Source organism: Moraxella sp. CTOTU47724 (assembly GCF_032014955.1).
Taxonomy (GTDB): domain Bacteria; phylum Pseudomonadota; class Gammaproteobacteria; order Pseudomonadales; family Moraxellaceae; genus Faucicola; species Faucicola tetraodonis.
On record NZ_DALZSV010000006.1, the window covers coordinates 45,545 to 71,704 of the forward strand.

The 26,160-nt window shown below is 42.9% G+C and carries 23 protein-coding genes and 1 other RNA gene; 10 read left to right on the forward strand and 14 right to left on the reverse strand.

What is annotated here, in order from left to right:
• Position 1 precedes the first annotated feature (1 nt).
• Together RTR63_RS02590 and tusD are read right to left on the reverse strand one after the other, a co-directional pair.
• Positions 2-334, reverse strand: a complete 333-nt coding sequence (locus RTR63_RS02590) for a hypothetical protein (protein ID WP_312522496.1) — start codon at positions 332-334, stop codon at positions 2-4.
• Positions 335-364: 30 nt separating this feature from the next.
• Positions 365-805 carry a sulfurtransferase complex subunit TusD gene (gene tusD, locus RTR63_RS02595; RefSeq protein WP_409418187.1) on the reverse strand — a complete coding sequence of 147 codons (441 nt, stop codon included), beginning with the start codon at positions 803-805 and terminating at the stop codon, positions 365-367.
• Between the two features lie 330 nt (positions 806-1,135).
• Here tusD and RTR63_RS02600 point away from each other — a divergent pair, with 330 nt between their 5' ends.
• Positions 1,136-2,584, forward strand: a complete 1,449-nt coding sequence (locus RTR63_RS02600) for a glycosyltransferase family 4 protein (protein ID WP_312522499.1) — start codon at positions 1,136-1,138, stop codon at positions 2,582-2,584.
• A 123-nt stretch (positions 2,585-2,707) separates the two neighbouring features.
• The gene (locus RTR63_RS02605; protein WP_159676908.1) at positions 2,708-3,304 is read left to right on the forward strand and encodes a phosphatase PAP2 family protein; all 597 of its coding nucleotides are present in this window, start codon (positions 2,708-2,710) and stop codon (positions 3,302-3,304) included.
• Between the two features lie 32 nt (positions 3,305-3,336).
• Here the strand turns inward: RTR63_RS02605 and truC are convergent, their stop codons facing one another.
• The 6 genes from truC to RTR63_RS02635 form a co-directional block, all read right to left on the reverse strand.
• The gene (gene truC, locus RTR63_RS02610) at positions 3,337-4,137 is read right to left on the reverse strand and encodes a tRNA pseudouridine(65) synthase TruC (protein WP_312522501.1); all 801 of its coding nucleotides are present in this window, start codon (positions 4,135-4,137) and stop codon (positions 3,337-3,339) included.
• Positions 4,138-4,207: 70 nt separating this feature from the next.
• Positions 4,208-5,596, reverse strand: a complete 1,389-nt coding sequence (locus tag RTR63_RS02615) for an APC family permease (RefSeq protein WP_159769676.1) — start codon at positions 5,594-5,596, stop codon at positions 4,208-4,210.
• A gap of 251 nt (positions 5,597-5,847) precedes the next feature.
• Positions 5,848-6,573 carry a Smr/MutS family protein gene (locus RTR63_RS02620; protein WP_239741986.1) on the reverse strand — a complete coding sequence of 242 codons (726 nt, stop codon included), beginning with the start codon at positions 6,571-6,573 and terminating at the stop codon, positions 5,848-5,850.
• Positions 6,574-6,655: 82 nt separating this feature from the next.
• Positions 6,656-7,477 (reverse strand): indole-3-glycerol phosphate synthase TrpC, encoded by an 822-nt coding sequence (gene trpC, locus RTR63_RS02625; RefSeq protein ID WP_312522504.1) that lies wholly within the window; start codon positions 7,475-7,477, stop codon positions 6,656-6,658.
• Between the two features lie 15 nt (positions 7,478-7,492).
• Positions 7,493-8,623, reverse strand: a complete 1,131-nt coding sequence (gene trpD, locus RTR63_RS02630; protein ID WP_312522506.1) for an anthranilate phosphoribosyltransferase — start codon at positions 8,621-8,623, stop codon at positions 7,493-7,495.
• Positions 8,624-8,763: 140 nt separating this feature from the next.
• On the reverse strand, positions 8,764-9,390 hold the full coding sequence (locus tag RTR63_RS02635) for an anthranilate synthase component II (RefSeq protein ID WP_219331108.1): 627 nt from the start codon (positions 9,388-9,390) through the stop codon (positions 8,764-8,766).
• A 493-nt stretch (positions 9,391-9,883) separates the two neighbouring features.
• Between RTR63_RS02635 and glnA the strand changes: the two genes are divergently transcribed.
• The 5 genes from glnA to RTR63_RS02660 all read left to right on the forward strand — a co-directional run bounded on the left by glnA (position 9,884) and on the right by RTR63_RS02660 (position 14,666).
• Entirely contained in the window at positions 9,884-11,293 is a 1,410-nt protein-coding gene (gene glnA / locus RTR63_RS02640) for a type I glutamate--ammonia ligase (RefSeq protein ID WP_065252507.1), read from the forward strand.
• 145 nt (positions 11,294-11,438) lie between these two features.
• Positions 11,439-12,185, forward strand: coding sequence for a DUF4124 domain-containing protein (locus tag RTR63_RS02645; protein ID WP_312522509.1), 747 nt, complete (start codon positions 11,439-11,441; stop codon positions 12,183-12,185).
• A 52-nt stretch (positions 12,186-12,237) separates the two neighbouring features.
• A complete protein-coding gene (locus RTR63_RS02650) occupies positions 12,238-12,882 on the forward strand; it encodes a 4'-phosphopantetheinyl transferase superfamily protein (RefSeq protein WP_312522511.1) in 645 nt (214 codons plus the stop codon).
• 271 nt (positions 12,883-13,153) lie between these two features.
• Positions 13,154-13,366, forward strand: a complete 213-nt coding sequence (locus RTR63_RS02655; RefSeq protein WP_007116878.1) for a cold shock domain-containing protein — start codon at positions 13,154-13,156, stop codon at positions 13,364-13,366.
• Positions 13,367-13,484: 118 nt separating this feature from the next.
• The gene (locus tag RTR63_RS02660) at positions 13,485-14,666 is read left to right on the forward strand and encodes a DEAD/DEAH box helicase (RefSeq protein ID WP_060994899.1); all 1,182 of its coding nucleotides are present in this window, start codon (positions 13,485-13,487) and stop codon (positions 14,664-14,666) included.
• 78 nt (positions 14,667-14,744) lie between these two features.
• On the opposite strand, the gene RTR63_RS02665 is transcribed toward RTR63_RS02660, so the two are convergent.
• Both RTR63_RS02665 and ssrA read right to left on the reverse strand, forming a co-directional pair.
• Complete coding sequence (locus RTR63_RS02665) at positions 14,745-15,083, reverse strand: septal ring lytic transglycosylase RlpA family protein (RefSeq protein ID WP_060994898.1); 339 nt, start codon at positions 15,081-15,083, stop codon at positions 14,745-14,747.
• A gap of 340 nt (positions 15,084-15,423) precedes the next feature.
• Positions 15,424-15,784: a transfer-messenger RNA gene (gene ssrA / locus RTR63_RS02670) on the reverse strand.
• 305 nt (positions 15,785-16,089) lie between these two features.
• On the opposite strand from ssrA, the gene RTR63_RS02675 reads away from it, so the two are divergent.
• On the forward strand, positions 16,090-16,830 hold the full coding sequence (locus tag RTR63_RS02675) for a hypothetical protein (RefSeq protein WP_312522513.1): 741 nt from the start codon (positions 16,090-16,092) through the stop codon (positions 16,828-16,830).
• Positions 16,831-16,877: 47 nt separating this feature from the next.
• Here the strand turns inward: RTR63_RS02675 and RTR63_RS02680 are convergent, their stop codons facing one another.
• From RTR63_RS02680 to ilvA, 3 genes are all read right to left on the reverse strand, one after another.
• Positions 16,878-17,627, reverse strand: coding sequence for a YebC/PmpR family DNA-binding transcriptional regulator (locus RTR63_RS02680; protein WP_312522514.1), 750 nt, complete (start codon positions 17,625-17,627; stop codon positions 16,878-16,880).
• A gap of 144 nt (positions 17,628-17,771) precedes the next feature.
• Positions 17,772-19,115, reverse strand: coding sequence for an ABC1 kinase family protein (locus RTR63_RS02685; RefSeq protein ID WP_312522515.1), 1,344 nt, complete (start codon positions 19,113-19,115; stop codon positions 17,772-17,774).
• A gap of 212 nt (positions 19,116-19,327) precedes the next feature.
• On the reverse strand, positions 19,328-20,878 hold the full coding sequence (ilvA, locus tag RTR63_RS02690; RefSeq protein WP_219298686.1) for a threonine ammonia-lyase, biosynthetic: 1,551 nt from the start codon (positions 20,876-20,878) through the stop codon (positions 19,328-19,330).
• Between the two features lie 224 nt (positions 20,879-21,102).
• Here ilvA and rpiA point away from each other — a divergent pair, with 224 nt between their 5' ends.
• Positions 21,103-21,792 (forward strand): ribose-5-phosphate isomerase RpiA, encoded by a 690-nt coding sequence (rpiA, locus tag RTR63_RS02695; protein WP_312522518.1) that lies wholly within the window; start codon positions 21,103-21,105, stop codon positions 21,790-21,792.
• A 132-nt stretch (positions 21,793-21,924) separates the two neighbouring features.
• On the opposite strand, the gene phbB is transcribed toward rpiA, so the two are convergent.
• Positions 21,925-22,698 carry an acetoacetyl-CoA reductase gene (gene phbB / locus RTR63_RS02700; RefSeq protein ID WP_312522520.1) on the reverse strand — a complete coding sequence of 258 codons (774 nt, stop codon included), beginning with the start codon at positions 22,696-22,698 and terminating at the stop codon, positions 21,925-21,927.
• A 584-nt stretch (positions 22,699-23,282) separates the two neighbouring features.
• On the opposite strand from phbB, the gene glnE reads away from it, so the two are divergent.
• A complete protein-coding gene (glnE, locus tag RTR63_RS02705) occupies positions 23,283-26,105 on the forward strand; it encodes a bifunctional [glutamate--ammonia ligase]-adenylyl-L-tyrosine phosphorylase/[glutamate--ammonia-ligase] adenylyltransferase (RefSeq protein WP_312522522.1) in 2,823 nt (940 codons plus the stop codon).
• Positions 26,106-26,160: the final 55 nt, after the last annotated feature.

Here is a 26,160-nt window from a genome sequence, read left to right on the forward strand (position 1 = left end):
TTTATAAGTCAAAAGTGGTATCAAAATAAGGTAGTGTGGTTGGCTTTAGCGCTACTTGAGCACACCAATCAAAGTCTGCTGAAAGGTTCGCTTGCCACGCTTTTAATCTATTAAAATCTGCTAGCGCCAGCCAAGCGGGCGGCATATCATACATATCAAGGGATGCCAGCATATGGGCAAGCTTGCCCATAGGCTCATCAAGTAGTAAGTTTAGCATGCCATCACCGATAGTCAGCTGAATTTGGTGATCAAACGCCGCCAGCGCAAACGCCATTGATAAGGCTTCATGACAAAGCAAAAACGTGTCAGCGTGAATATTAATGATAATTTTCATAGTAAACCGCTATCGCTAAACCCATCCCAATTAAAACTGATAAACCGTTTTTGCACTGTGTAGATGCATGGCTAATTCACCCAAACCGACTAATTCAAAGCCATCTGCCAAATTGTCACCTTGTAGCTGATGTCTAGTCGCATTGTCAGCATCTGTCACCCCGCGAGCCAAAGCGGCACTCACACACACTTGAATGGTTAAATCATGACTTATAGCAAAGTGTTGCCAATTTTTTGCCAAATTTTCGATATCATCGGGCAGCCAAATTAATCGGTTGGCCAACATCACCGCATCACTATATAAGAAAATTTTAAAATCGGTACTAGTCAACGAGTTTTGCTCATCGGTTGTTTTACTAGCGTTTGCCCATAGCGATTGGGCGCATTCAAGCGCTCGTTTGGTGAGCGGATGGCTAGGGGCATGTGTCATCAGCATCACAATTGGTGTATCCAACGTCGAAGTATTTGGCATAGCGGTATTATTCGATGTAGTTATCAAATCAGTCATTTAACCATCTATAAGGCATTAATCTATAAAGTGCAATATGCCCGCTATTTTAGCAAAATCGACCCCTATTTGCGATGCAATTGTCATCAAACTGTTATCAAATTGACATGAGGTTGTCAATGGCGACTTATAAGCTTAACCCATACAAAGGATTGATTTAATTTACCGAAACGGCTTTTGTAGTCAAATAAAGCAGTCGGTTGTAATGGTTGATAACATACTATGAGTGACAACACTGTAAACACTAATACATACAAGGCTTTGACTGATACTAAGGCGACGTCAGCCAATCACATGAATCCCTTAACTCAAGTTGCAGGCACGCCTTTTCATGACACTAGGCCATCATTGCATATCGCTTTGGTGACTGAAACTTGGTTGCCGGATATCAATGGGGTAGCCTCAAGCGTTTATCAAATCATGCGCGAACTCAAATCGATGGGGCATCGCATCACTTTGATTCGCCCCAAACAAAGCGATGAAGTCGAACAACATACCCTAACAACAGGGCTTAACACCGCGGCTGTTACCACTGATTTGCAAGTGCCAAGTTTGCCCATTCCTTATTACCCGCATCTGCGCATGGGGCTACCTTGTTACCGATTTTTAACGAAGCAGCTGCGCAAGCTTCGTCCTGATATTGTACATATCGTGACGGAAGGTCCTTTGGGGCTTGCGGCGTTGATTGCTGGCAAACAGCAAAGCATTAAAGTCTCTTCAGGTTATCACACCGCGTTTCATGATTTTAGCCGATATTTTGGCTGGAAAGTTGTCTCATTGCCTTTGCTTGCGTATATGAAGCGTTTTCACAACCATTGCAATGCCACCTGTATTCCAAGCCAGACCACCCAACATCAGCTCGCTGAATTTGGTTTCAAGCATTTGTACCAAGTCGGTCGTGGCGTTGATACAGCGCGCTATGCACCGAGCAAACGTAGCCAAGCATTACGGCAAAGTTGGGGCGTGGGCGAGGGCACCACAGTGTTAATGTGTGTGAGCCGTGTTTCCCCTGAAAAAGGTATGGATACCGTCATTAAAAGCTTCAAAGCGCTACAATTACAGCAGCTGCATCGTCATGTCAAATTAGTGATTGTCGGTGATGGGCCATACAAAGAAGCGCTCGTTAAACGGCATGCCAATGATACAAGCATTATTTTTGCAGGCTTTAAAACAGGCGAGGCGCTGGCAAGTTATTATGCCAGTGCCGATGCTTTTGTATTTGCTAGTCAAGTGGAAACTTTCGGTAATGTCGTCACCGAAGCGATGGCGTCGGGTTTGCCAATTTTTGCCTACCATGATGCGGCTGCGGCGCTGTTGGTGGATGATAGTTGTGGTAAAACCGTACCGCTTGGGCAAGAACAACGCTTTGTAGAGATGATTAGCGAATTGCCCAAACAACAACAGCTTGATCAGATGCGACTAGCTGCGCGACACAAGGTAGCTGCTTTTTCTTGGCAAAAACCTGCCCAAGAAATGTTGACCATGTTTTATGAGGTGCTATCAATCCAGACGAACACTCTAACCGCTAGCCCAGTGACATCAGCACTTTTTTCTTCTCAAGCGTCAGCTCAACATCCGCTAGCGGATTCAACAATCGTCCTCATACCTGAGTCAGTTCACCCGACTGTCGTGGCAAAAAACCACCCCCGATATAGTCATTCACCCCAAAATAGTCACTTAAACCAAAATAGTCACCCAGCCCAAAGACCCGCTGAATCTGCCGCGTTTTTCTCCAAAACGTGATATTCAAATAGGCAAAAAAAGGATGGCGCCATGAATCAACCTATAAAAAAATCCAAACTGTCACTTGCCAATTCAGAATTCACCTGTACCTCTGTTAGCCCTGTCGAAAACTTACCCAATTTAATGCGCAATTATTATCAATTTTTGCACAGTAAACCTAAACTATATCATTTGCAAAAGCGCGTGCTGCAATGGGATACCCGCTTATGTTTACGGGTAAATTTGCTGTCGCAATTGAAGTTTTTTGCGCGGTTCTTCAAAACCATCAGCCGCTTAGGCGATGGTTGGTTTTGGGCGCTATCGACGGTAGTGATGTTAGTAGCATTACTATCGCAAGGACTGGTCGCTAGTATCGTCGCTATGAAAGTGTGTGCGGTGTTACTCAGCAGTTTTTGTGGTTATTTGCTGTATAAGTATCTAAAAGTGCATACAGTACGTCCACGCCCTTACCAAGTACACCAGACCATTACTTTAGGTGAACGGCCTTTAGATGTATTTAGTTTTCCATCAGGGCATACGCTGCAAGCGGTATTGTTTACCACCATGATAGGTCATCAAGTGCCGATGCTGTTATGGGTGTTGCTGCCATTTACGATGCTGGTGGCATTATCGCGCTTGGTGCTTGGGTTACATTATCCCACCGATGTGTTGGTGGGTGCAGGCATTGGCGCAACATTTGCGACCATCGGCAGTAAAGTGAGTGATTACTTGGTGGCGTAAATGATGTCGCCAAATAATGATATCGCAAACTATTAAGGCAAATGAAAGCCAAACTGCGCACACATCGTTAACCAATCTGTATCCACGGGTGCAGTGATATCAACACGCCGATTGTCGGTCAGTCTATTAAAAGCCAAGGTATGCGCATGTAACATCAATCGATGTACGCCGATGTGTTGACGGATGGCACGATTTTGGTGATGATCGCCATAACTGGTATCGCCAATAATTGGATGAAACACATGCTTCATGTGGCGACGTAGTTGGTGTTTTCGTCCAGTAATGGGCGTCAATCTAGCCAGGCTAAAGCGTGAAGTGGGATAGCGTGCGCGCGCTTGAAACGGCTGTTCAGTTGTTGCCAAGCATTGCCAATGCGTTTGCGCAGGTTGCAGTAAGGTTAATTCTGTAGGGTTTCTAAGGGATTCATCAAACATGTCTGTCGAACTAACCTTTCTTTGTTGTAGCGCCTGCAAACTTGGTTTATCGCCAATTTTATCCAAAATTTGTGCGAGTGGGTAATCAATCAGCCCAGATGTCTGTGCATTAACTGTCAAATATCCGCGCACGATGGCTAAGTAAGATTTTTGCACTTGCCTGTTTTCAAATTGCTCACACAGTTGCCGCGCTGATTCGCTCGATAAAGCAAACAGTAACACCCCCGACGTCGGTCGGTCTAAGCGATGAATCGGATAAACATATTGAGCCAATTGATCGCGCAGGGTCTGCATCACAAACTCGGTTTCATGACGGTCAAGCCAGCTTCGATGGACAAGCATACCCGCAGGCTTATTGACTGCCACACAGTGTTCATCTTGATATAAAATTTCTAACATGCCGTTTTCCCAAAAGCCACAGACATAAAAAAGGTCAGAATCGTATCTGACCTTTTCACTACCTTAACCATTATTCATGTTCATTGTGCATCGGTGGATGACGCTTAAAGCCACCGGTTTTAAACGCCAAATAGATAAGACCGATTACTGCCCAGCTTAAACCCATTTTGATGGCGATTGGCTCACTTTCTTTCCACATCAGCGCAACACTGATAAAGCCCAACAGCGGCACAATCAAATACATAAACAAATCATAGGCACTGTGGTAGCGTTTTTCACGGATGATGTAGGTCGCAATCACGGATAAGTTAACAAAACTAAAGGCCGTCAACGCCCCAAAACTAATCAAATGCGCGATGACATCAAACTCAATAAAACCCGCAGTTAACGCAATCACACCCGCGATATAGATATTGTAGGTTGGAGTCAAGTATTTTGGATGAATATGACCAAAAATACGTTTATTAATGACCCCATCACGCCCCATCACATACATCAAACGAGAGACACCCGCATGCGCAGAAATACCTGACGCCATCACCGTGACAATTGCAAAGCCCAATACGGCGGCTTGAAACGCAGAACCACCGACTAGCATCAAAATATCTGGCTGGGTAGCAGCCACATCTGGGAAATATTTGTCAGGGGTTTGTGGGAAATAAATCTGCATAAAGTAAGTACTAATGATAAACACAATACCTGCAATCAATGCGGTCAAGAAAATTGCTTTTGGTAGGGTTTTTTGCACATCTTTGGTTTCTTCTGCCAATGAGCTGAGTGAGTCAAAGCCTGTGAAAGAGAAACATAAAATCGTTGCACCACTGATAAGTGCCGTCATGTTGGCAATATCACTCCAAAACGGCTTTAAGCTCCATAATTGGTAAGCTGCGGCATTGATAGTGCCATCCGCATTGGTGCCCGCCATCAATTTGCTATACACCAACCACGTAAATACACCAATAATCAATAGCTGAATAAACACAATCCAACTATTAAAATAAGCCACGACTTTGGAGCCATGCACATTAATCCAGGTCATAAATCCCGTCAGAATAAATACCCAAATCCATTTGTTGACATCAGGGAACAGTGCTTCAAGATAAATCACCGCTAGGATAATATTCACCAAAGGTGACAATAAATAATCCAACCAAGAAGACCAACCCACCATAAAACCGACATTGGGATGAATCGATTTTTGGGCATAGGTATATGCCGAACCTGCCGAAGGATAACGACGAATCATGCTACCGTAACTTAGCGAGGTAAGCAAAATAGCGATCAATGCAATAATATAAGATGTTGGAACGTGCTGATAACTGGCTTCAGAAACCAAGCCGAAGGTATCAAATACGGTCATGGGCTGAATATACGCCAAACCAATAATGATAATGTGCCAGAGTGCCAATTGGCGTTGCAATTTAGCGGGCGAATTAGTCGCAGTGGTGGTATTGTTCAAAGTTACCTTTCTCCTATACCCAGTGGTGTTAAAAACAGTCAGCTGTCAAAAGTCAAATGGGCGCTGTTTTTAGCCAGTTGAGAGTAGATTAATGCAGCGCATTTAATCCATGAAAAAAAAGAGCCTATTATAAACAAAAACTAAGAATAAACTATGAACAATTAAAAAATCTCGTTAAAAAAATCATGCATGGATTGTTCTATGCATGATTTTGTAAAATTTAACCTATAGTCAAAATAGCAGCACAATAGTTATTGGTCGCGATTGGCTTTTTCACGTTTTTTGAGTAACACCAACACTGCACCATTGCCACCTTGCGCCGCAGGTGCTGAGCAAAAAGCAAGCACTTCAGGAATCTGACGCAACCAGCCATTGACGCAAGTTTTTAAGATACTATCAATGCCTTTGCCATGAATGATTTTCACACAATTTTCATTGTTTTTTTGAGCCTGCAAAATCAATTGACTCATGGCTTCACGGGCCTCTTCAATGGTAGCACCGTGTAAATCTACGGCATCATACCAGCGAATCTTACCTTGTTTGAGCTCATTAAACACTTTGTTTTGTAGCGTTGCGGTTTTATAACTTAAATAAGCATCGCCAGAGACGGGGTTGAGCAGCGCTTGCATATCAGACAATACATGCCCGCTATCATCGTCACCACCGACCGCCGCCGCGCGTTTGGCTAGCGTCGTCGCATCAAGCTTATTGCCAGCGTTATTTTTATCCGCCAAGTTTTTATCTTTGATTGGCTGCACGCCTGACATGGCTTGCATAAATAGCAATTTATCATCATCAAGATGTTCGCTATTATATTTTTTAACTTGTTTGGCGACTTGTTGCTTGCTCAATAAACCCACGGTTTCAGTCGGTTTGCCGTTTTCATCGGTCTCTTTGGTTTGGCTGCGACCCTTACCCAGTTCAGTTTTTAACTGTTTTAACTGGTCTTGCATTTCTTTAGAAAATAAATTTGCCATACAATAACTCTATAAATCGGTATAAAAAAATAGGGCGTTTTTCGATGAAACGCCCTAACATCAATTATTTAACTTGGCTATTTTACGCATTTTGTTGCGATTGTGCCAATAACTTTGCTAATGCCGCGCCTGCATCGCCTGTTTTCATAAACTGCTCGCCAATCAAAAACGCATGGATGTCATGGTCGAGCATCAATTTTACATCATCTGCCGAATGAATCCCGCTTTCTGTCACCAATAAGCTATCTTGTGGAAACAGTGTTTTTAGGCGTAGGGTAGTGTCCAAACTCACATCAAAGTTATGTAGATTGCGATTATTAACCCCATACACGTTTTGACGATGGGCGGGCAAGCGTAACGCACGTTCAATTTCTAGCTCATCATGACACTCAATGAGTACACTCATGCCAAGTTTTAACGCCAATTCATGCAGCTCAGCGGCTTGCGCATCTGATAAACACGCCATAATTAGCAAAATACAATCTGCCCCAAGCGCACGTGATTGCAAAATGTGATACGGCTCAATCATAAAATCTTTGCGTAGCACAGGTAGGCTTACCGCTTGGCGTACTTGCAATAAATACTCATCCGAGCCTTGGAAATAATTCGTATCCGTCAATACCGATAAACAAGCGGCACCCGCTTGTTCATAGCCGACTGCGGTGGCGACAGCATCGAAATTAGGGGCAATGACGCCTTTGGATGGCGAGGCTTTTTTGACTTCCGCAATGACACGGATACCCGCTTTGCGCAAACTGCCGGCAAAATCACGGATGTCATCGCGGTTCGTTGCGGCAATTTGCTCAAGGTCGTGCCAAGATTGTTGTTGCTTGGCTTTGGTTAGTTCTTGGCGTTTGGTTTCGACAATTTTTTGTAATACCGAGGGGACTGCTTGATGAGGCATGGTTTTTCCAAAAATTTAATGAGAGGTGAATTGCTGAGTAAAGCTTGCTAATACTGCCATTTTTTGCAAGGCTTTACCACTGCTGATGATATCTTGTGCCATGGCTACGCCTTGTTTTATGCTATCTGCTTTACCTGCTACATAGATGGTCGCACCGGCGTTCAAGGCAATCATATCCGCTGCTTTTTTGGCGATGGGGGTTTTATTGGGATTGTTGTCGAGTGCTTCGCGGATGAGGGCTAGGCTTTGGCTAGGACTTTCAATGATTAAGCCTTTAAGCGTTTGCGATTCGATACCAACATCTTCAGGTTCGATATCATACACGCTGACTTTGCCGTCTTTAAGTTCAGCCACGTGGGTATAAGTCGCCAGTGAGATTTCATCAAGGTTATCCACTGAGCCGACGACTAGCACATGCTCCGCGCCAAGGTTTTTGAACACATTGGCAAGCGGTTCGCACAGCGAAGGATTAAATACCCCAATCATGGCATTTTTGACGCCCGCTGGGTTGGTTAAAGGTCCCAAAATATTAAACACCGTACGCGTTTTTAGGGTGCGGCGAATGGGCATCGCGTGTTTCATTGCCACATGGTGATTGGGCGCAAACAAAAAACCAATACCATGGGTTTTAATCGACTGGGTAATCTGCTCGGTATTTAGTGCCAAATTAATACCCGCTTGCTGCAGCAAATCGGAACTGCCCGATTTGCCGGAAACGCCGCCATTACCATGCTTGGCGACATGACAGCCAGCCACTGCTGCGACCATCGTAGCGGCGGTAGATACATTAAACAAATTCGCGCCATCGCCCCCTGTACCCACAATATCGACGACGTTGGGCACATCCGACAAATCCACTTTAATAGCAAGTTCCCGCATCACTTGGGCGGCGGCGGTAATTTCTTCGATGCTTTCACCTTTCATACGCAGCGCAGTAAGCAGCGCGCCCATCATGGCATCGGGGCATTGACCTTGCATGATGGCTAGCATAACGCCGCGCATTTCTGCATAGGTTAGGTCAATGGTATTGATGGCGCGATCAAGTGCCGTGGTAAGCAGTAGTTGGGTTTGCTCTTGTGTTAATGGTTGGTTGTTTTCAATAGACGTGGTAATGTCACCAAGATAGGGCGTTACAGTATGGGTCATGTCAGTCTCGTATGAGTTTTATGGCTTACACTTGATATATCATTGTACTAGTATACTATAACAAAGCCAGGTTTTAAAGCCAGGTTTTAAAGCCAAGTTTTAAAGCCAAACTTTAAGCCGCAAAACTCAATTATCCCAGTCTAATAGTTAGCGTTTTGATAGTTTTCATGGTTTTCATAGTTAGCTAAAAAATTTTTCAAAATCGTATACCCATGCTCACTCAAAATAGATTCTGGATGAAACTGCACCCCTTCAATCGGCAATGTTTGATGCCGAATGCCCATCACAGTAGGGGACGGCAGAGAATTATTTGGGTAAATATCATCACACCATGCGGTAACCTCTAGGCAAGCAGGTAAACTGTCTGTCGCAATCGCTAAAGAATGATAGCGAGTGGCGTTAAAAGGTGAGGGAAGTCCGGCAAAAATCCCTTGATGGTGATGAAAAACTTGCGACACCCGCCCATGCATAATCGTTGGGCATCGAATGATATTGGCGCCAAATGCTTGCCCAATCGCTTGATGACCCAAGCAAACGCCTAATATAGGAATAATGCCGGCACAGTCTTTGATAAAACTCAACGTATTGCCCGCATCGCTGGGCGTGCAAGGTCCGGGCCCAATGACCAAATAATCAGGATTTAAACGAATGATGTCTTCACTGCTGCAAGCATCATTGCGCCAGACTTCAACGGGTTGTCCCAATTGCTCAAAATACTGCACCAAATTGTAGGTAAAACTGTCGTAGTTATCAATAAAAAGTAGCAATCCAGAAACCCTATGCTGTAATTGTTGGACAATGGTTATGCAATGAAAAAACTTCACCGTTATTTTAATCAAGCATTTTATCACAACCATTCTACAAGTGACTGAAACCGAATAAGTGAAACAGAGTAGCAGAAAGCAATGTTAATGATTTTCACTAAAATAGTTAAACACATATTTTATGCACCATAAAAGTGAATATTGATAAAATTTTAATTAAAATGGTGCAAATACTGCAACCTCATAGCGATTTGAAGGTTAGCTATGCAGATAGTCATATCAGCCAACCTCATCAGCAAATCAGCCTACAAATAACTAATTGAATTTGATATAAAAATTTAATCTTTGGCATGATAACGCAAAAGTTGGCACATAACTTGAAAGTTTAAATTCAACAAGCACCACTTTGTTTATCTCTTGTCACAGCACCGAAAAGAGTATAAAGTGGCGTAACGTTTTTTTAATCATTTTTTGCGTAAGTAAAAGGAAACGAGCAATGTCGAATAAATTTTTAGATTTAATCAAATCTAGCGAAGCAAAGTGGGTAGATTTTCGCTTTACCGACACTAAAGGTAAAGAGCAACATGTAAGCTATCCAGCTGACAGCATGGACGAAGACATTTTTGAAGAAGGTAAAATGTTTGATGGTTCATCAATTGCTGGTTGGAAAGGCATTGAAGCGTCAGATATGATTTTGATGCCAGATGCTGATACCGCATTCGTCGATCCTTTCTTTCGTGAAACGACCGTTGTTGTGACCTGTGACGTTATCGAGCCATCAACCATGCAAGGTTATGACCGTGACCCACGTTCAATCGCGCGACGTGCTGAAGAATACCTAAAATCAACGGGTATCGGCGATACCGCATTCTTTGGTCCAGAGCCAGAATTTTTCGTATTTGATGATGTAAAATGGTCAATCGATATGTCAGGCGCCCGTCACACCATCTCAGCTGATGAAGCCGCTTGGTCAACCGATAAAGAAATGGAAGGCGGTAACTATGCGCACCGTCCACGCGTCAAAGGCGGTTACTTCCCAGTACCACCCGTTGATAGCTCACAAGATATGCGCGCTGATATGTGTGCCGCGGTAGAAGCGATTATGGGTGAAGGCCGTGTTGAAGTGCATCACCATGAAGTTGCCTCTTGCCAGCTAGAAATCGGTGTATCATTTAATACCCTAGTTCGTAAAGCGGACGAAGTACAACAGTTCAAATATGCAGTACACAACGTTGCACACGAATATGGTAAGACTGCGACTTTTATGCCAAAACCGATGGTTGGTGATAATGGTTCAGGTATGCACGTTCATTTGTCAATCCAAAAAGATGGCAAAAACACCTTTGCCGGTGATGAATACGCAGGGTTATCAGAAACTGCTTTATACGCAATCGGTGGTATCATCAAACATGCTCGTGCATTAAATGCCATCACCAACCCATCAACCAACAGCTATAAACGCCTAGTACCGCATTACGAAGCGCCTATTAAACTGGCTTATTCAGCGCGTAACCGCTCAGCGTCAATTCGTATTCCATACGTGGCAAGCCCGAAAGGCAAGCGTATCGAAGCACGTTTCCCAGACCCAGCAGCCAACCCTTATCTTTGCTTTGCCGCATTGTTGATGGCAGCGCTTGATGGTATCCAAAACAAAATCCATCCAGGTGAAGCCGCAGACAAAAACCTATACGACCTTCCACCAGAAGAAGAAGCATTGATCCCAACGGTGGCAGAGAACTTGGAAGTTGCGCTTAAAGCGTTAGAAGACGACCATGAGTTCTTAACCAAAGGTGGCGTATTTACCAAAGAAATGCTTGACGCTTACATTGCCTTGAAAAAAGAAGAAGTAGAGCGTTACAACGTATCAGTTCATCCAATCGAATTTGATATGTACTACAGCTGCTAATAAGTTCGCTTTTCAAAAAACCCAACTTCACATCAAGTTGGGTTTTTTTATGTGAAATTTTTAGGATAATAGGCAAAATTATTTAGGGATTGATTATCAAGCTTGCTAAAATATGCACAATAATGGGTTTTGAGGGAAGGCTTAAATGATTTTGACAAAATACAAGTCCAATAATAATAGTAGTTTGCGCTATAGTTATAACTTTGCACTCATGGCTTCAATGTTATTGCTATCACAGTTAAGTCATGCTGAAGTGTATAAGACGACCACCTTAGACGGGCAAGTGGTATATACCGATAATATTAATACCGCTTATCAATACAATAAAAACAGCAAGAGTATCAGCGTATTAGATAAATTACCCACCCAATCACAAGTATCATCGACGACCAATCAATCAACAACGACATCTAATAACTTGAACAATGAAGTTAATAACGCAGCGAGTACGGCTACTGACAATCGCTTGCCTGATAGCTTAACTGGTCGCTTATCCACCCAATCCATCTCAGCAAGCCAGCAGGGCGATTATGTATTAAACATTGTATCGCCTGAAGCCGGGCAAACGCTGCGACGGGGTAGTCAACCCATTGAGATTAACGTTGCTTTGACACCGAGTTTAAAAACAGGGGATAGAATCGTCTATCAACTCAATAACCAAACTTTAGCAACCATAAAAGCCACTAGCTATACTATCGCTACTACTACGCTCGATCCCAACCCTTATACCATTACCGTAGGGGTTGAAAACGTCTTAGGGGAAGTCATCGCGCAAGACACTCGCGCTATCACTCTCATCAGTAATAATGTACTGTATCAAAAGAAACGTAAAGCGATTGCGCAAGCACAAAAGAAGAAAGCCAACCAACCTTGGTATAAAAAAATACTTTAATACTTTAAGCTATCGTTAAATTTGCTTATACCATAAGGCACTACCATAACCGATGCAGCTTTATCCAATCAAACACCATAGCTGGGTGGCTATTGATATTCACCATAATTTGGGTGAACAGGCTACGCTATTAACCAATAAAGCAGCATCAACCCATAAATCAGGGCCGATGTCTTGTCGTCAATTGCTAAAAAACCTACAGCAAGCGCTCAATTTGACAGGCGAGTTAATGGAGGCAAACTTTCCTTATCATTTTATAACGGCTGATGGTTTCACTTGGTATGTCAGTTTTAGCCATAGCCGCCAACATGCTGCAGTATTGATTTCGCCCTATACAAATATCGGCATTGATGTCGAAGACAGCGCAATTAGTCATCACGTTGCTTCACGCTTTTTTTCACCCCATGAATACCAATGGTTGAATCAAAAGTCTGCAGTCAATCAAGCAGTTTTACGAAACCTACTATGGCGACTTAAAGAATGTTCCATCAAAACCCATCAACATGCCGACAAGCAATTAATCAAAGAATTAAAACATGATGTGCTAGATGAATTGGGTGAGGAAGTTATCAATCAACTTATTGGCATCGATGAGATAAATGCTAAAGATAAGCCCATACAATGTGTGCAAACCGACGCTAAAATAGTTGGCAATTTTAGTAGCCAACCCTGTAGTTTTATTATCGTAAACCGTTAAATAAGGCTAAAAAATCGCTATTTAAAAAAATAACCAATTCTTACGAAATTACTTTTTTTTGTAAAAAACCCATGCTATGATTGCTATAAGAACAATTTACTATGTAAGCGACATTGTAGAGAAATGTTTTAACAAACTATTACAAACGCTTAACTAGTACATTATTTAGCAGGCGTAGGTAGCGAGTAGCTAAACTTAACTAGGCTTAACTATACTTGGTTAAAAAACTACTTTAAAACCTACCATTAATAGTGTTAAAGGAAGTTATAATATGTCAGTTCGTGAACAAGGCATTGTAAAATGGTTTAATGATTCAAAAGGTTTTGGATTTATTCAACGTAACAGCGGTGAAGATATTTTTGTTCATTTCCGCGCGATTCAAGGTGACGGCTACCGTTCACTTCAAGATGGTCAAAAAGTTGAATTCATCGTGGTTGAAGGTCAAAAAGGTCTTCAAGCTGAAGAAGTTACCAAAGTCGAATAAGTTGAGCCAAAAAGGGGTTGAAGTGTTATTTTTGACCTTTTTGCAAACCAAGTTGATGTAATTAACTTGGTTTTTGTTGTTTCTCATAGCCAATGATTAATTGGTCAAAATAGGTTAAATCTCTGTGTTTCAAACTTTCTCACAATTACCCCTTCATCCAGCGCTCAAACAAGCGATTGACCAACTAGGCTATCAAACGCTGACCCCTATCCAAGCGCAGATATTGCCCAATACGCTCGCTGGGCAAGACGCCATTGGTCAGGCACAAACAGGTACAGGTAAGACAGCAACGTTTTTACTCACCATCATCAATGAATTGCTGAATAATCCTCTAAACCCTGAGGTTGATGGCGATCGTTTTTTGGGTGAAACCCGTGCGCTGGTGCTCGCGCCGACTCGAGAACTGGCTCAACAAATTTATCAAGATTGCCTTGAGCTCACCAAGTTTACCAAGCTGCATACTGTTTGTTTGCTCGGTGGCACAGACTATGACACGCAGTCAAAGCAGCTGCATCAAAAGTTTGTCGATATTATCATCGCCACCCCAGGTCGTCTGATTGATTTTTGCTTTCAGCACCATGTGTATCTCGATCGTCTTGAAATTTTGGTATTAGATGAAGCAGATAGAATGCTGGATATGGGGTTTATACCTGATATCAAACGCTTGATTCGTATGATGCCTGCCAATACGCATCGGCAAACCCTACTTTTTTCCGCTACCTTTAACCAAGATGTGATGAATTTAGCTTATCGCTGGTTATATCAACCGATTTTTGTAGAGATTGCGCCCGAACAAAAAACCAGTCAAACCATCGAGCAGCTATTTTTCACCTTGATGGAATCGGATAAACTGGCGGCGTTACAGCAAATTATTGAAAAAATTTCTCCTAAGAAAATCATTGTCTTTGCCAATCGTAAAGACCAAGTCAAACGCCTGTATGACAAACTTAATCGTCAATATAAAGTAGTGATACTTTCAGGGGATGTTATTCAAGCCAAACGCGAGAAGTATTTGGCACAATTTCGTCAAGGCGATGCCAATATTTTAGTGGCTACGGATGTCGCAGGGCGAGGTATTCATGTGGATGATGTGGCTTGTGTAGTCAATTATACCTTGCCAGACAGTCCTGATGATTATGTTCATCGTATCGGTCGTACAGGTCGGGCAGGTAATAAAGGCATGAGTATTAGCTTTATCAGTGAAAACGACGGGTTTAATTTGCCGGCTATCGAGCAATATTTGGATGAAACTATCAAAATGCAGCAATGGTCGAATGACACCCGTTTTTTAGAGGATTAAATTTTTTAATTGATAAAACATCAAGGGCGCTATCAATCAATAGCGCCCTTTTTACGTTAAAACATAGTGAAAATAAATTTATAATCTAACGATATCGACTTTAGCAAGGCCGTTTGAAAGATTAGCAATTCTACTAAAAGCACCTTTTGACAAATCTAGGGTACGGCCATATTTGCCAAATCCCCCTGTGTCAGTCACGCGTACCACTACACTTTTGCCGTTGGCTTTGTTGGTAACTTTGAGCCGGCTACCTAATTTGTGCACATTGCTGGCGGCAGTCAGTGCATTTTGATTGAATTTCTCGCCAGATGCCGTGGTGCGACCATGATGCTTACCACCATACCATGAAACAACATCAGCATTGGCTTGCTGGGTGGCTAAAGTAGTAACAATCAAACTGGCAATGATATATTTCATCGGATGTTCCTTTTATCAATTAAAGCGGTCAATAATCTGACTGCTTAAAGGTATCAAGGGGCATTTCCCGTGATTTACATAGTAAAAACAAAGTAATATTGTTTAATATCACTTAAGCGGTGTGTATTCTAATTACAAAGTTATGTTATTGCAAAGATTTTATTGTAAACAAAATCTTCAATATCGGATGTATTTTGCTAAACATATAAATTATGTAACTATATTAGCTAGTTTTTCTAACCTGTTGATTTTGTGTAAAAATGATATCTTAAGTAGCTAATCGGATATAAAAAATGCAAAAAAAAGAGAATGCAAGTTATTGCATTCTCTTTTTTATATATGGTGGAGATGGCGGGAGTTGAACCCGCGTCCGCCAGCACTACGCCCATGACTCTACATGTTTAGATTCTGTCTATGGCTTTAATGGTTGGCGAACCGACAGTCAGGATGCCAACCACGAGCCTCTTAAGTTTTGCTCAAATTGGCGAGACAACAATTTAAGCTATCCATCGTGCGTTCGCTTCAAGGAGAGCAACCAGACCAATGGCAATCTGTGCCGTCCCAAGCAGCCCTTAGGCTGCTAGAGCGTAAGTTTCGTCGTTTGCGACTAGTTTAAAATGTATATTTTATTTACGAGTGGACATACTCACTCGACATGCATCATTGGGTTTCATTACCAGCGTCGAAGCCAGAACATCCCCAAATGAACTGTGAATTATATAAGGTTATTAGCTTAAAATACAAGGCTAAATGTCATAATAGTCAGATAAATTACTAAAAACACACACAGCTTTTAAAACTGTCCAAATTATTGTCATGCATTTGACGTATTGAACTGATAAGCTGAGGTGTTGAAATAAGTAAATTTTTTTTGATATATTTTTAGTCAGAGAAACAATAGGCTAGGTAACTTAGAATAGGTAAATTAGGCTGAGTCAATTGAATAAGCTAATCGGGTAATTAATGAATGGCAGGGAACAAAAAAAATTCGCCAAGCATCATACGGATGTCACAAAATCAGCTCAAACGCCAGCGTGAATGGGTGTATTTGGCGCATTTTTTAGCCATGCTACATTTACATCCTGCCAAAACCATCTCAGGTACGGATGACGGTAATGAGCCAGATTTTACCTGTATTTTTTATTGTGGCAAAGGTGAATACGCAATTGGCATCGAATTAACCACTTTGCCAAGACTACGCGATAGACTCGGTAATGACAATTTAATGCTAAAACGTTGGTATTGGCAGTCACTGCTACAAGTGTCAACCAAATTTACCCCGACGCAGTTTAATTGTCACGGTGAGATATTAGGTGTCAAGGGCGATTGGCAAAACATTGATAACCGAAAGATTGTCAATGTGTCGCAGCAATTTATCGAGCCATCCCGTGATTTGCCACATCCTACGCTCAGTAGTAAATTACAAAAAGGTATTGCCAAAACCATGCGTTGGTTGCCCAGTGCGTTTTTTACCGATATGGCAGATGAAAATGAAGATTTACCGATTGATTCCTACATCAATCAAAGTGATATTGATGCGGTGATGAGCAAAAAAGCGCATAAAGTCCAAGCGTACCGCAAAAAAAGAGCGTTGGATGAAGTATGGTTGTTGATTCATACCAATGAACAGCAAGAAAAGGGCTTATTAATTTTTGACACAAATGAAGCCTTGCATCACGGTAGTAAATTTAATCGCGTGTTTTTAACCTTATATCCCACCACAACATTGTTACAAGTTGCTAAATAAAAAAGGCTAAATCTGCATTTAGCCTTTTTTATCCTGAAAAATTTCATTTAATCACCCAGTTGTTCCATGACATCATCAGTAAAGTTGACGTTGGTATAGACTTCTTGTACATCGTCCAAATCTTCAAGCATATCAATCATTTTCATGATTTTTTTAGCATCTTCGACATCAGTGACATCCGCCATGGTTGAAGGAGACATAGTCACTTCTGCGTTGTCGGATTTTAAACCGGCTTTTTCTAAGGCATCCATCACCTCACCGAAATTCTCTGGCTCAGTGACCACTGTGATACTATCACCATTATTTTCAATATCGGTTGCACCGGCTTCAAGCGCCACTTCCATGATGGTGTCTTCTAGCGACACATCATCAAAGGTAATTTCACCGCGTTTGCTAAACATATAAGCCACTGAGCCTGATGTACCCAAATTGCCACCATTTTTGCTAAAAGCGTGACGCACTTCGCCAACGGTACGGTTGAGGTTATCCGTCATGGTCTCGACAATCACCGCAACACCGCCCAAGCCATAGCCTTCATAGGTGATTTCTTGCATGTTGTCATTGTCACCGCCGCCTGCACCACGTTCAATCGCCCGTTTTACCGTGTCTTTGGTCATATTAACTGAGTTGGCTTTTTCCACCGCCGCACGCAAACGCGGGTTACTTGCTGGGTCTGGGTCGCCTTGTTTGGCAGCGGAGACCAGCTCACGAATGATTTTGGTAAAGACTTTACCTTTTGCCGCATCTTGTTTGGCTTTACGGTGTTTGATGTTTGCCCACTTGGAATGTCCGGCCATGAGTGTATCCTTTATCTAACTATCTAACGTAACAATCTGATTTTTAAAATTTTGCGTGCGCTATTATAAACGAGCAACCCCGATTTTTGATAGGGGTTGCGCCTATGTCATCGCAGGAAATGTTATTGAAAGTTAAAATCAAACCTAAGGGCGAGGCGAATCATCAGGTCGTGGCAAGGTCGGCAAATCAATATAGCGGTGTATCAACTCACTTAAATCAATTTTTACTTTTAAATTGACCAAGTTCCAGTACTGTCCAGAAATGGTTCGATCAAGCATCATGGTCAGTGGGGCAGGCTGAAAGCTTTGCCAGTATTTAAGCGACTCTTTTGCTTTGGCAATCGCTTGAAAATGGGTTTGGCTGGTGGCAAAGTCATAAGGCGCGTGTTTGGATAAATCAAACAACTGGGTAAAACCATACGGGGTCAAACCAATCTGCAACCAATCTTTATAAAAGTCTGGGGGCAGTGGGTCATCATTGTTTTTTTTGATGCCAATGCTGACCAAATCTTGCTCAAGCGCTGTCACATCACCGCTCAGACAGTGAATGGCAAAGCGTTTGAATAACGCAACTTCGTCATGGCTGTAAGATTTGATACCACCAAAGTCATAGGCAATGACCGAGCCGTCGGGGCGAAACGCAAAGTTACCTGGATGGGGGTCACAATGCAGACGATACAGTTTGAACAATTGACCGGCACTAAAATCAAATAAGCGAGTGGCGATTTTTTGTTTGGTGGCATTGTCCCAAGTTGCAGCAACTTCGAGCTTTTCACCCAGTTCTTGTGATAGGGTTAAAATACGTTTGGTCGAATGGCTATGAAAAACTTTGGGAATAATCAGCCCATCATCATCACTGTGGAAACTGCCAAAAATTGCCAAATTATGGGCTTCTTTGCTGTAGTCAAGCTCGTCATACAGGCTATCACGGATTTCTGCAAAGATTTTATCTTGCAAGGTTTTATCCATATTGAGTACGCCAGTTATCTTAAGCGCCAAGCGAACGTGTTTTAAATCACTATCGATACTGGTATCAACGTCGGGGTATTGCACTTTGACTACGACTGCTTCACCCGTTGGCAACACCGCTTTATGGACTTGACCGATAGAGGCTGCCGCAAAGGGTGATGGCTCAAACTGGGCAAACAACGCGTCAATCGGTTGCCCCAATTCTTTTTCAAGCTGCTGTTTGATGACGGCAAACGGCATGGGCGGCGCGTCTTTTTGTAATTTCTCCAGCGCTTTTGAGACTTCAGGCGGAAACACATCTTTATACTGCGAGGCAATTTGACCGACTTTCATCACCGCGCCTTTCATTTCGCCTAAGGTGTCGGCGATTTGCAGCCCTACGGTTTGCAGCATTTCGCTACGGGCTGTGAGTTTATCTTCTTCAGAGCCTGCAAAAGACTTAATAGAATTTTTAGCTGCTTTGCCTGCGATACTGGCAGTCATACCGGCAAGTTTTAAAAAACGTTTTTTTGATGACATAGTGGTTGTCTTATAGCAGAATTTTTTAATTAATTTATCAGTGAAACTATCAGGTAAATTATCAATTTTTAAGTATTGAGATTAGCAGAAAATGGCTATTTTTGCTATGTACCGTGCTGAAATTTAGCGAATTTTGTGTATAGCTTGGCATAAAAAACTTGGCACAAAAAAAGGCGCCACAATGACACCTTTTTTATCCAAACCATTAAAAATTATTGTAAAAATAAGCGATAGCCTAAGTTATCGGTGAGGTTTTCGCACTCATAGCCAATGTCTTGCAGTTTGGCAAGTAATTGCTCGGCGGTTTGCTCACCCATTTGAATGCCCGCTAGGATACGCCCTTCAGCCGCCCCATGATTACGATAGTGGAATAAAGAAATGTTAAACTGTGAGCCCAATTTTTCAAGGAAGTTGAGCAGCGCGCCAGGACGCTCGGGAAATTCAATGCGAAATAATTGCTCGTCTTTTAATCCCGCGTGCCCGCCGATTAAATAGCGAATATGGGTCTTGGCAACTTCATCATCGGTCAAATCAATCGCGGCATCATCGGCTTCATTGAGTAACTGGTGGATTGCTTTGCGCTCTTTTTCGCCTTCTTTGAGGGCGATACCGACAAAAATATTGGCAGCGTGATGGGCATAATTGGGGTTAGTGTTGATGCGGTAGTTAAATTCGGTGATGTTGCGGCCTTTGAGCGAGCGGCAAAAATCCAAGAAGGCGCCTGTGCGCTCAGGAATGGTCACCCCAAAAATCGCTTCTTTTTTCTCACCAATTTCGGTACGTTCAGCGATATAGCGTAACCGATCAAAATTCATGTTGGCACCACATAAAATCGCCACACAGTTTTTGCCCTGTAGATTATGATCTTCGATGTATTTTTTCATGCCTGCGACCGCCAACGCGCCTGCAGGCTCGACGATGGTGCGGGTTTCATCATACACGTCTTTAATCGCCGCACACACTTCATCATTGCTACAAGTGACCACATCAGGCTCGACCACGGGACCTGAGTTATCGCTTTTTGGCATACGGCAGACGTCAAACGGTATTTCACCCAGCTGCGCGACTGCCACCCCATCGACAAACAACCCCACTTGGGGTAGTCGCTTGCGTTCACCGGTATCAAGCGCGATTTTGAGACAGGCTGCTTCTTCTGGCTCGACCGCCACGACTTTGACATGCGGTGCGACTTCCCCCAAAAACGCCGCGACACCTGAGATTAAGCCACCGCCACCAACCGCAACAAACACATATTCCATTTTACGCCATTGTTGTACTAGCTCCATGGCAATGGTACCTTGACCTGCGATGACCAGTTCATCGTCATACGGCGGGATAAAGGTCAAGCCATCGGTTTGGGCGCGTTCAATGGCATAGCGGTTAGATTCATCAAAACTATCGCCATATAGCACCACATTACCGCCCAATGACTTGACGGCACTGACTTTGATATCGGGGGTGGTGGTCGGCATCACGATAATGTTATTGAGTCCCAAGCGGCTAGCAGAGAAGGCGACGCCTTGCGCGTGGTTGCCGGCAGAGGCACAAATCACGCCTTTGGCTTTGTCTGCTTCGCTCAACTGGCTAATTCGATTGTAGGCACCCCGCAGCTTAAAAGAAAACACTGGCTGAAAATCTTCACGTTTAAAACGAATATCGTTGTTAAACCGTTCACTGAGTTTTTTGGCGGGTTCAAGCGGCGTTTGAATAGCAGCATCATACACGGTCGCTTGAAGGATAAGGCGTACCCAATCTGATAACATAATAATGACCTAAGTTTGAAAAATACGTTTGGAGATTTATTTTTACCCTCTATGTGCTTTCATAACCAAAACAAAGCAAATCGTTAGAGAAGTAAAAAATAAGTGATTAGATTAGGACTTTAGGGTTTAGCTTGCAAGTGCTTTTACGGTAAAATAAGTTGGGTAATTGATAGCATTAAGTTTTCTATCTGTTTTTTTGATAAATTCCTAACAAGGCTGGGTCTATGAGTACGATGAATGCAAGCACGCAACAACAACAAAAACAAGCCGTGGCAGCAGACGCGTTAAAATATATCGAATCAGGCATGATTTTGGGCGTGGGGACGGGCAGTACCGTCAACTGCCTCATTGAATTATTGCCAAAAGTTAACCTAAAGGGCGCTGTGGCAAGCTCAAAGGTCACCGAAGATAAGCTCAAAGCGCTCGGTATTGAGGTGATGGATTTAAATTTCACAGGTGAGTTAGACTTATATATTGATGGTGCCGATGAAGTGAACGAGCACTTACAGCTAGTCAAAGGCGGTGGTGGCGCTTTAACCCGTGAAAAAATTGTTGCCGCCGCATCTAAGCAGTTTATTTGCATGGTGGATGAAAGCAAATGGGTACAGCAATTAGGCGTTGGCTTTCCACTACCGATTGAAGTATTGCCGCAAGCGCGCTCATATGTGGCGCGTGAGTTGGTGCAGCTTGGCGGTGAGCCGGTCTACCGTGAAGGATTTGTCACCGATTATGGCAATTTGATTTTAGATATTTATGGCTTAGATATCGGCTTGGACATTGAGAAGGTAGCAGCGTTTGAAGCAAAGTTAAACAATATCGTTGGGGTGGTGTGTAATGGGTTATTTAGCGCACAGCGCGCTGATATCTTGCTGATGGCAACGGCAGATGGCGTAAAAAAATTAACAGCCAAGTAAGTTACCAGCAAGTTAACGGTTATCAGCAATGTCGTCATACCACAAAAAAGACCAAGTCACGATGACGGGTCTTTTTTAGTTCATAACCGATTTAGTTTATAACCGCTAATGGCAAGCTTGATGGCAAGCTCATTAGTGCATGTATTGACCACCATTTACGTTGATGGTCTCACCTGTGATATAAGCAGCGCCATCGCTGACCAAATACACCACGGCAGCGGCAATCTCTTCAGGTTGGGCGATACGACCCATTGGAATGCCTGCTTTGATGCTCTCCATTACTTTTTCAGGCACCGCCATCACCATTTTAGTACCCGTATAACCCGGTGCAACCACGTTAACGGTCACCCCAGATTTAGCGCCTTCTTGTGCCAACGCTTTACTAAAGCCGATGATACCCGCCTTGGTGGCTGAGTAGTTGGTTTGACCAAACTGACCTTTTAAGCCATTAATTGAGCTGATACTCACAATACGCCCAGATTTTTGCTCAAGCATTTTGTTAAAGACGGGTTGGGTGACCGTGAATAGTGATTTTAAGTTAGTATCAATCACCTCTGACCATTGCTCATAAGTCATTTTTTTGAAAGTCGTATCACGGGTGATACCTGCGTTATTTACCAACACATCAATGTGACCTGCTTTTTCAATTGCATCGAGAATGGCTTTGGTGGCGGCTTCATGGTCAGTGAGATTGGTTTCAATAAAGGTGAAATCGCTGGCATTCAAGCCTTCTTCTTCTAACCAAGCTTCGCCGCGGTTGACCGTGCTATCTGCTTTATGGGTGTAGGTTGCAATGATGTGATAGCCAGCTTGGATTAGCGCATGACAAATAGCGGTGCCAATACCACCTAGCGCACCTGTTACGAGGGCAATTTTTTTGTTTGCAGTTGGGTTGTCCGTTGTCATCACAGTACGCTCCTTGTTTGTTGTGATTGTTGGTTGTAATAAAAAAATTCAATGATTTAAATAGTTTATAAAATAAATGTGTTGGTTTTTTTACATGCACATGCGGCTAAAAAATCAGTCACACGTGATTGATATCAGGCTCACAAAAAATCTATAGACCCAATATTCACATAAATTTATTGACTTTTACTTCCTTGTTTTTTTCATCATATATGAAAATTTGATAACTACCAATATTTTTTACGTTTTTATTTCTATGACAAACATTTTGCTACGCGCAAACGAGTATTTATAAGTTTGTGTGCTAAAAAAATTTGCAACAATAGCGGTTTGTGCTAGGCTATAAGGATAACTTTAAGCAATGTAAGGTTGAGCAAAATACCCTGTATCAACCGCACTTAATCAAGGCTAATTGCTAAATTTCTTTCCTGATGGTACAAAGTTGGCTTAATTGTACAAACTTGATTGGACAAGATTGATTGTATCGATACGCAAGCGTGAATGCTTAGTACTTATTATATATACCACGATGAGGTGGGTCTGTTTATTTAGTCTGTTTATTTATTTGCCACACGGAAATTAGAATGCCGCAACTCTTACCGACGATAGAACAAATCGCTGTATTACAGCAAGCGAGTAATTTTGGCTATCAGTATTGGCAGACTAAAACAAACGTTGCACAAAGCTTTTTAAAAAGCTATCCGCTTACCCAAACGCTCGATGTCCAACATATCAAAGATTTAATACGCGATTATACGCTGGATGAAGATTACCAATTGGCGGATGAAGCAAGCGTGATGCGCGGGCTGCGTCATCTACGCAATTTGTTGATGGTGCGCTGGATTTGGCAAGATGCATTAAATCTGATTAGTCTAGAGCAGCTGACATGGGAGCTATCAAAATTTGCCGATTATTGTCTCATCTTTGCCAAAGACTATGTGTATCAAGATTTAATCAGTCGCTATGGCGAGCCGTATTTTTTTGATGAAAAAAATAAACCACATAAGGATGATTTAGCCATCATCGCCATGGGTAAAATGGGCGCAGAAGAGCTCAACTTATCAAGCGATATCGATTTGATTTTTGTCCATCAGGGGCAAGGTGAGACGGTGGTTGACCCATTAAAACCACCAGGGTCAAAAGCTGCTAAATCCATCGATAACAAGAAATTTTTTACCAAATGGGGTCAAGGCATCATTAATCTGCTTGATAAAAACACCCAAGATGGTTTTGTATTTCGCATTGATATGCGCCTTCGTCCTTGGGGGGATGGCAGTGATTTGGCAATTCATTTATCGGCACTGGAAAAATATTTTGCCCAACATGGACGGGCGTGGGAACGATTTGCTTGGCTAAAAGCCAGAATCGTCAACCCTGTCGCCTTTAGCGATAGCTTAACAGCCCTTATCAAGCCGTTTGTATTTCGTTATTATGTTGATTATAGTGCCTTTGCCGCACTACGTGAGATGAAATCGCTGATTCAAAACCAAGTTGAACAACGTCAAGATACGGACAATGTCAAGCTTGGGGCAGGTGGTATCCGTGATATTGAGTTTATCGTGCAGTCGTTTCAGTTGATTTATGGCGGGCGTGTCAGTGATATCAAAGTAAAAAACTGCCTACAAGCGATGAGCCAACTAGAAAAACATGGTTTTATCGATGCGGTGACCTATGAGCAATTGGCACAAGCCTATCGTTTTTTACGCAGATTGGAGCATGGCATCCAAGCCATCAATGATGAACAAACCCAGCGACTACCCCAAGACGCCATGCAGCGACATCAGCTTGCCCAAGTGTTGGGGTTTGCCGATTGGGCGGCTTTGTTAGCCAAACTCAATGAATACCGCCAAATGGTCAAAATACCTTTTGACGAGCTGGTCAGTGATCGCCAACAGTCTGATGAACAACTGCAAGTGGATCATCAGCACAATTTATCTGAGCTTGAGCAAAAATTAAGCGCTGAGAATAAAGATAAATTAAGCCAGTTTTGGCAAAGCAAGCTCATCACAGGGCTTAGTGAAGAAGCCAAGACTCGCTTAAATGCTGCTTATCCGATTCTAATCAATGGGTTGTTACATTCTGATTTAAGCGAAGATGCAATCAATGTGGCGTTACCTAGAATGTTGACACTGCTAGAGGCAGTAAGTCGTCGGTCAATTTATTTGGTCATGTTTGCCGAAAACCCAACGGCAGCCGCCAAATTGATTCCCATGCTGGCAGCCAGCCCTTGGATTGCGAGCGAATTGGTAAGTTATCCTGTTTTGCTAGATTCATTTATCCGTGAAAAATACCGTCATTTACCTGATAAGGCAGAACTTAGTGACATTCTGCGTCAGCAGTTGTTACGGGTAGAGCCTAATGATGAAGAAGGGCTACTCAACGCCTTTCGCTTTTTCAAAAAAACCCAAGTCCTGGCAGTGGCGGCGAGTGATGTGTTGGCGGATAGACCGTTGATGAAAGTCTCTGATTCACTCACCTTTATCGCTGAAGTGGTGCTTGAAAAAGCGTTGCAACGGGTATTTGGTGAATTGGTAAAAAAACATGGCTATCCTGTCAATGCCCAAGGCGAGCCTGTGAGTGAGGCGCATAATGGCTTTGCGATTATCGGTTATGGTAAGCTTGGCGGGCTTGAGATGAGTTATAGCTCAGATCTTGATCTTGTGTTTATTCATGACATTGATGAAGAAGCGATGACGCTCGGTGAAAAACCCATCAGCGGTATGAAGTTTGCCGCACGCCTTGCCCAAAAACTGATGAATTATTTGACCACCCAAACGCGCGATGGTCGTGTCTATGAGATTGACATGCGCCTGCGTCCTTCGGGTCAAGCGGGTATGATGGTGGTATCTACCCATGCGTTTGAACTTTACCAAATGCACAAAGCTTGGGCGTGGGAACACCAAGCGTTGGTTCGCGCTCGTGCCATTTGTGGCGATAGCCGGGTGATGACGCGATTTGACCAAATTCGTAAAGAAGTATTGTGTCTGCCGCGCGATAAAGATAGTGTCCGTATCGAAGTGTCCACCATGCGGCATAAGATGCAAGACCATTTGGGCAGCAAACCGCATACCAAGCAGCAAGGGTTGTTTCATCTGAAACAAGATGCAGGCGGATTGGTTGATATTGAATTTATTGCCCAGTTTGCTGTCTTGGCGTATGCCAATAGTTATCCTGCGTTGGCAGTTTGGAGTGACAATGTGCGTATCTTTGAAGCGCTTGCCAAAACAGGTATTATCGAAACCGAAATATGCCAACAGCTAACGCACGCTTATCTTCGCATCCGCAGTATGACGCATCGCTTGGCTTTGGCAGAGCAGCCAATACTGGTGGATGAAGCCCAGTGGCATGAGCTGCGTAATTTTGTTGATGCGCAATGGCATCGTTTAATCGGGCAGCGTCCAGAATAGATGTAACCTCAATTTTTATTTCAAACAAAAACTTTTTATTTAAACAAAGCACTTT

Coding starts and splice junctions, on each gene's coding strand:
- RTR63_RS02590 (WP_312522496.1), bottom strand. CDS start 334: ATGAAAATTATCATTAATATTCACGCTGACACGTTTTTGCTTTGTCAT.
- tusD (WP_409418187.1), bottom strand. CDS start 805: ATGCCAAATACTTCGACGTTGGATACACCAATTGTGATGCTGATGACA.
- RTR63_RS02600 (WP_312522499.1), top strand. CDS start 1,136: ATGAATCCCTTAACTCAAGTTGCAGGCACGCCTTTTCATGACACTAGG.
- RTR63_RS02605 (WP_159676908.1), top strand. CDS start 2,708: ATGCGCAATTATTATCAATTTTTGCACAGTAAACCTAAACTATATCAT.
- truC (WP_312522501.1), bottom strand. CDS start 4,137: ATGTTAGAAATTTTATATCAAGATGAACACTGTGTGGCAGTCAATAAG.
- RTR63_RS02620 (WP_239741986.1), bottom strand. CDS start 6,573: ATGGCAAATTTATTTTCTAAAGAAATGCAAGACCAGTTAAAACAGTTA.
- trpC (WP_312522504.1), bottom strand. CDS start 7,477: ATGCCTCATCAAGCAGTCCCCTCGGTATTACAAAAAATTGTCGAAACC.
- trpD (WP_312522506.1), bottom strand. CDS start 8,623: ATGACCCATACTGTAACGCCCTATCTTGGTGACATTACCACGTCTATT.
- glnA (WP_065252507.1), top strand. CDS start 9,884: ATGTCGAATAAATTTTTAGATTTAATCAAATCTAGCGAAGCAAAGTGG.
- RTR63_RS02645 (WP_312522509.1), top strand. CDS start 11,439: ATGATTTTGACAAAATACAAGTCCAATAATAATAGTAGTTTGCGCTAT.
- RTR63_RS02650 (WP_312522511.1), top strand. CDS start 12,238: ATGCAGCTTTATCCAATCAAACACCATAGCTGGGTGGCTATTGATATT.
- RTR63_RS02655 (WP_007116878.1), top strand. CDS start 13,154: ATGTCAGTTCGTGAACAAGGCATTGTAAAATGGTTTAATGATTCAAAA.
- RTR63_RS02665 (WP_060994898.1), bottom strand. CDS start 15,083: ATGAAATATATCATTGCCAGTTTGATTGTTACTACTTTAGCCACCCAG.
- RTR63_RS02675 (WP_312522513.1), top strand. CDS start 16,090: ATGTCACAAAATCAGCTCAAACGCCAGCGTGAATGGGTGTATTTGGCG.
- RTR63_RS02680 (WP_312522514.1), bottom strand. CDS start 17,627: ATGGCCGGACATTCCAAGTGGGCAAACATCAAACACCGTAAAGCCAAA.
- RTR63_RS02685 (WP_312522515.1), bottom strand. CDS start 19,115: ATGTCATCAAAAAAACGTTTTTTAAAACTTGCCGGTATGACTGCCAGT.
- ilvA (WP_219298686.1), bottom strand. CDS start 20,878: ATGTTATCAGATTGGGTACGCCTTATCCTTCAAGCGACCGTGTATGAT.
- rpiA (WP_312522518.1), top strand. CDS start 21,103: ATGAGTACGATGAATGCAAGCACGCAACAACAACAAAAACAAGCCGTG.
- phbB (WP_312522520.1), bottom strand. CDS start 22,698: ATGACAACGGACAACCCAACTGCAAACAAAAAAATTGCCCTCGTAACA.
- glnE (WP_312522522.1), top strand. CDS start 23,283: ATGCCGCAACTCTTACCGACGATAGAACAAATCGCTGTATTACAGCAA.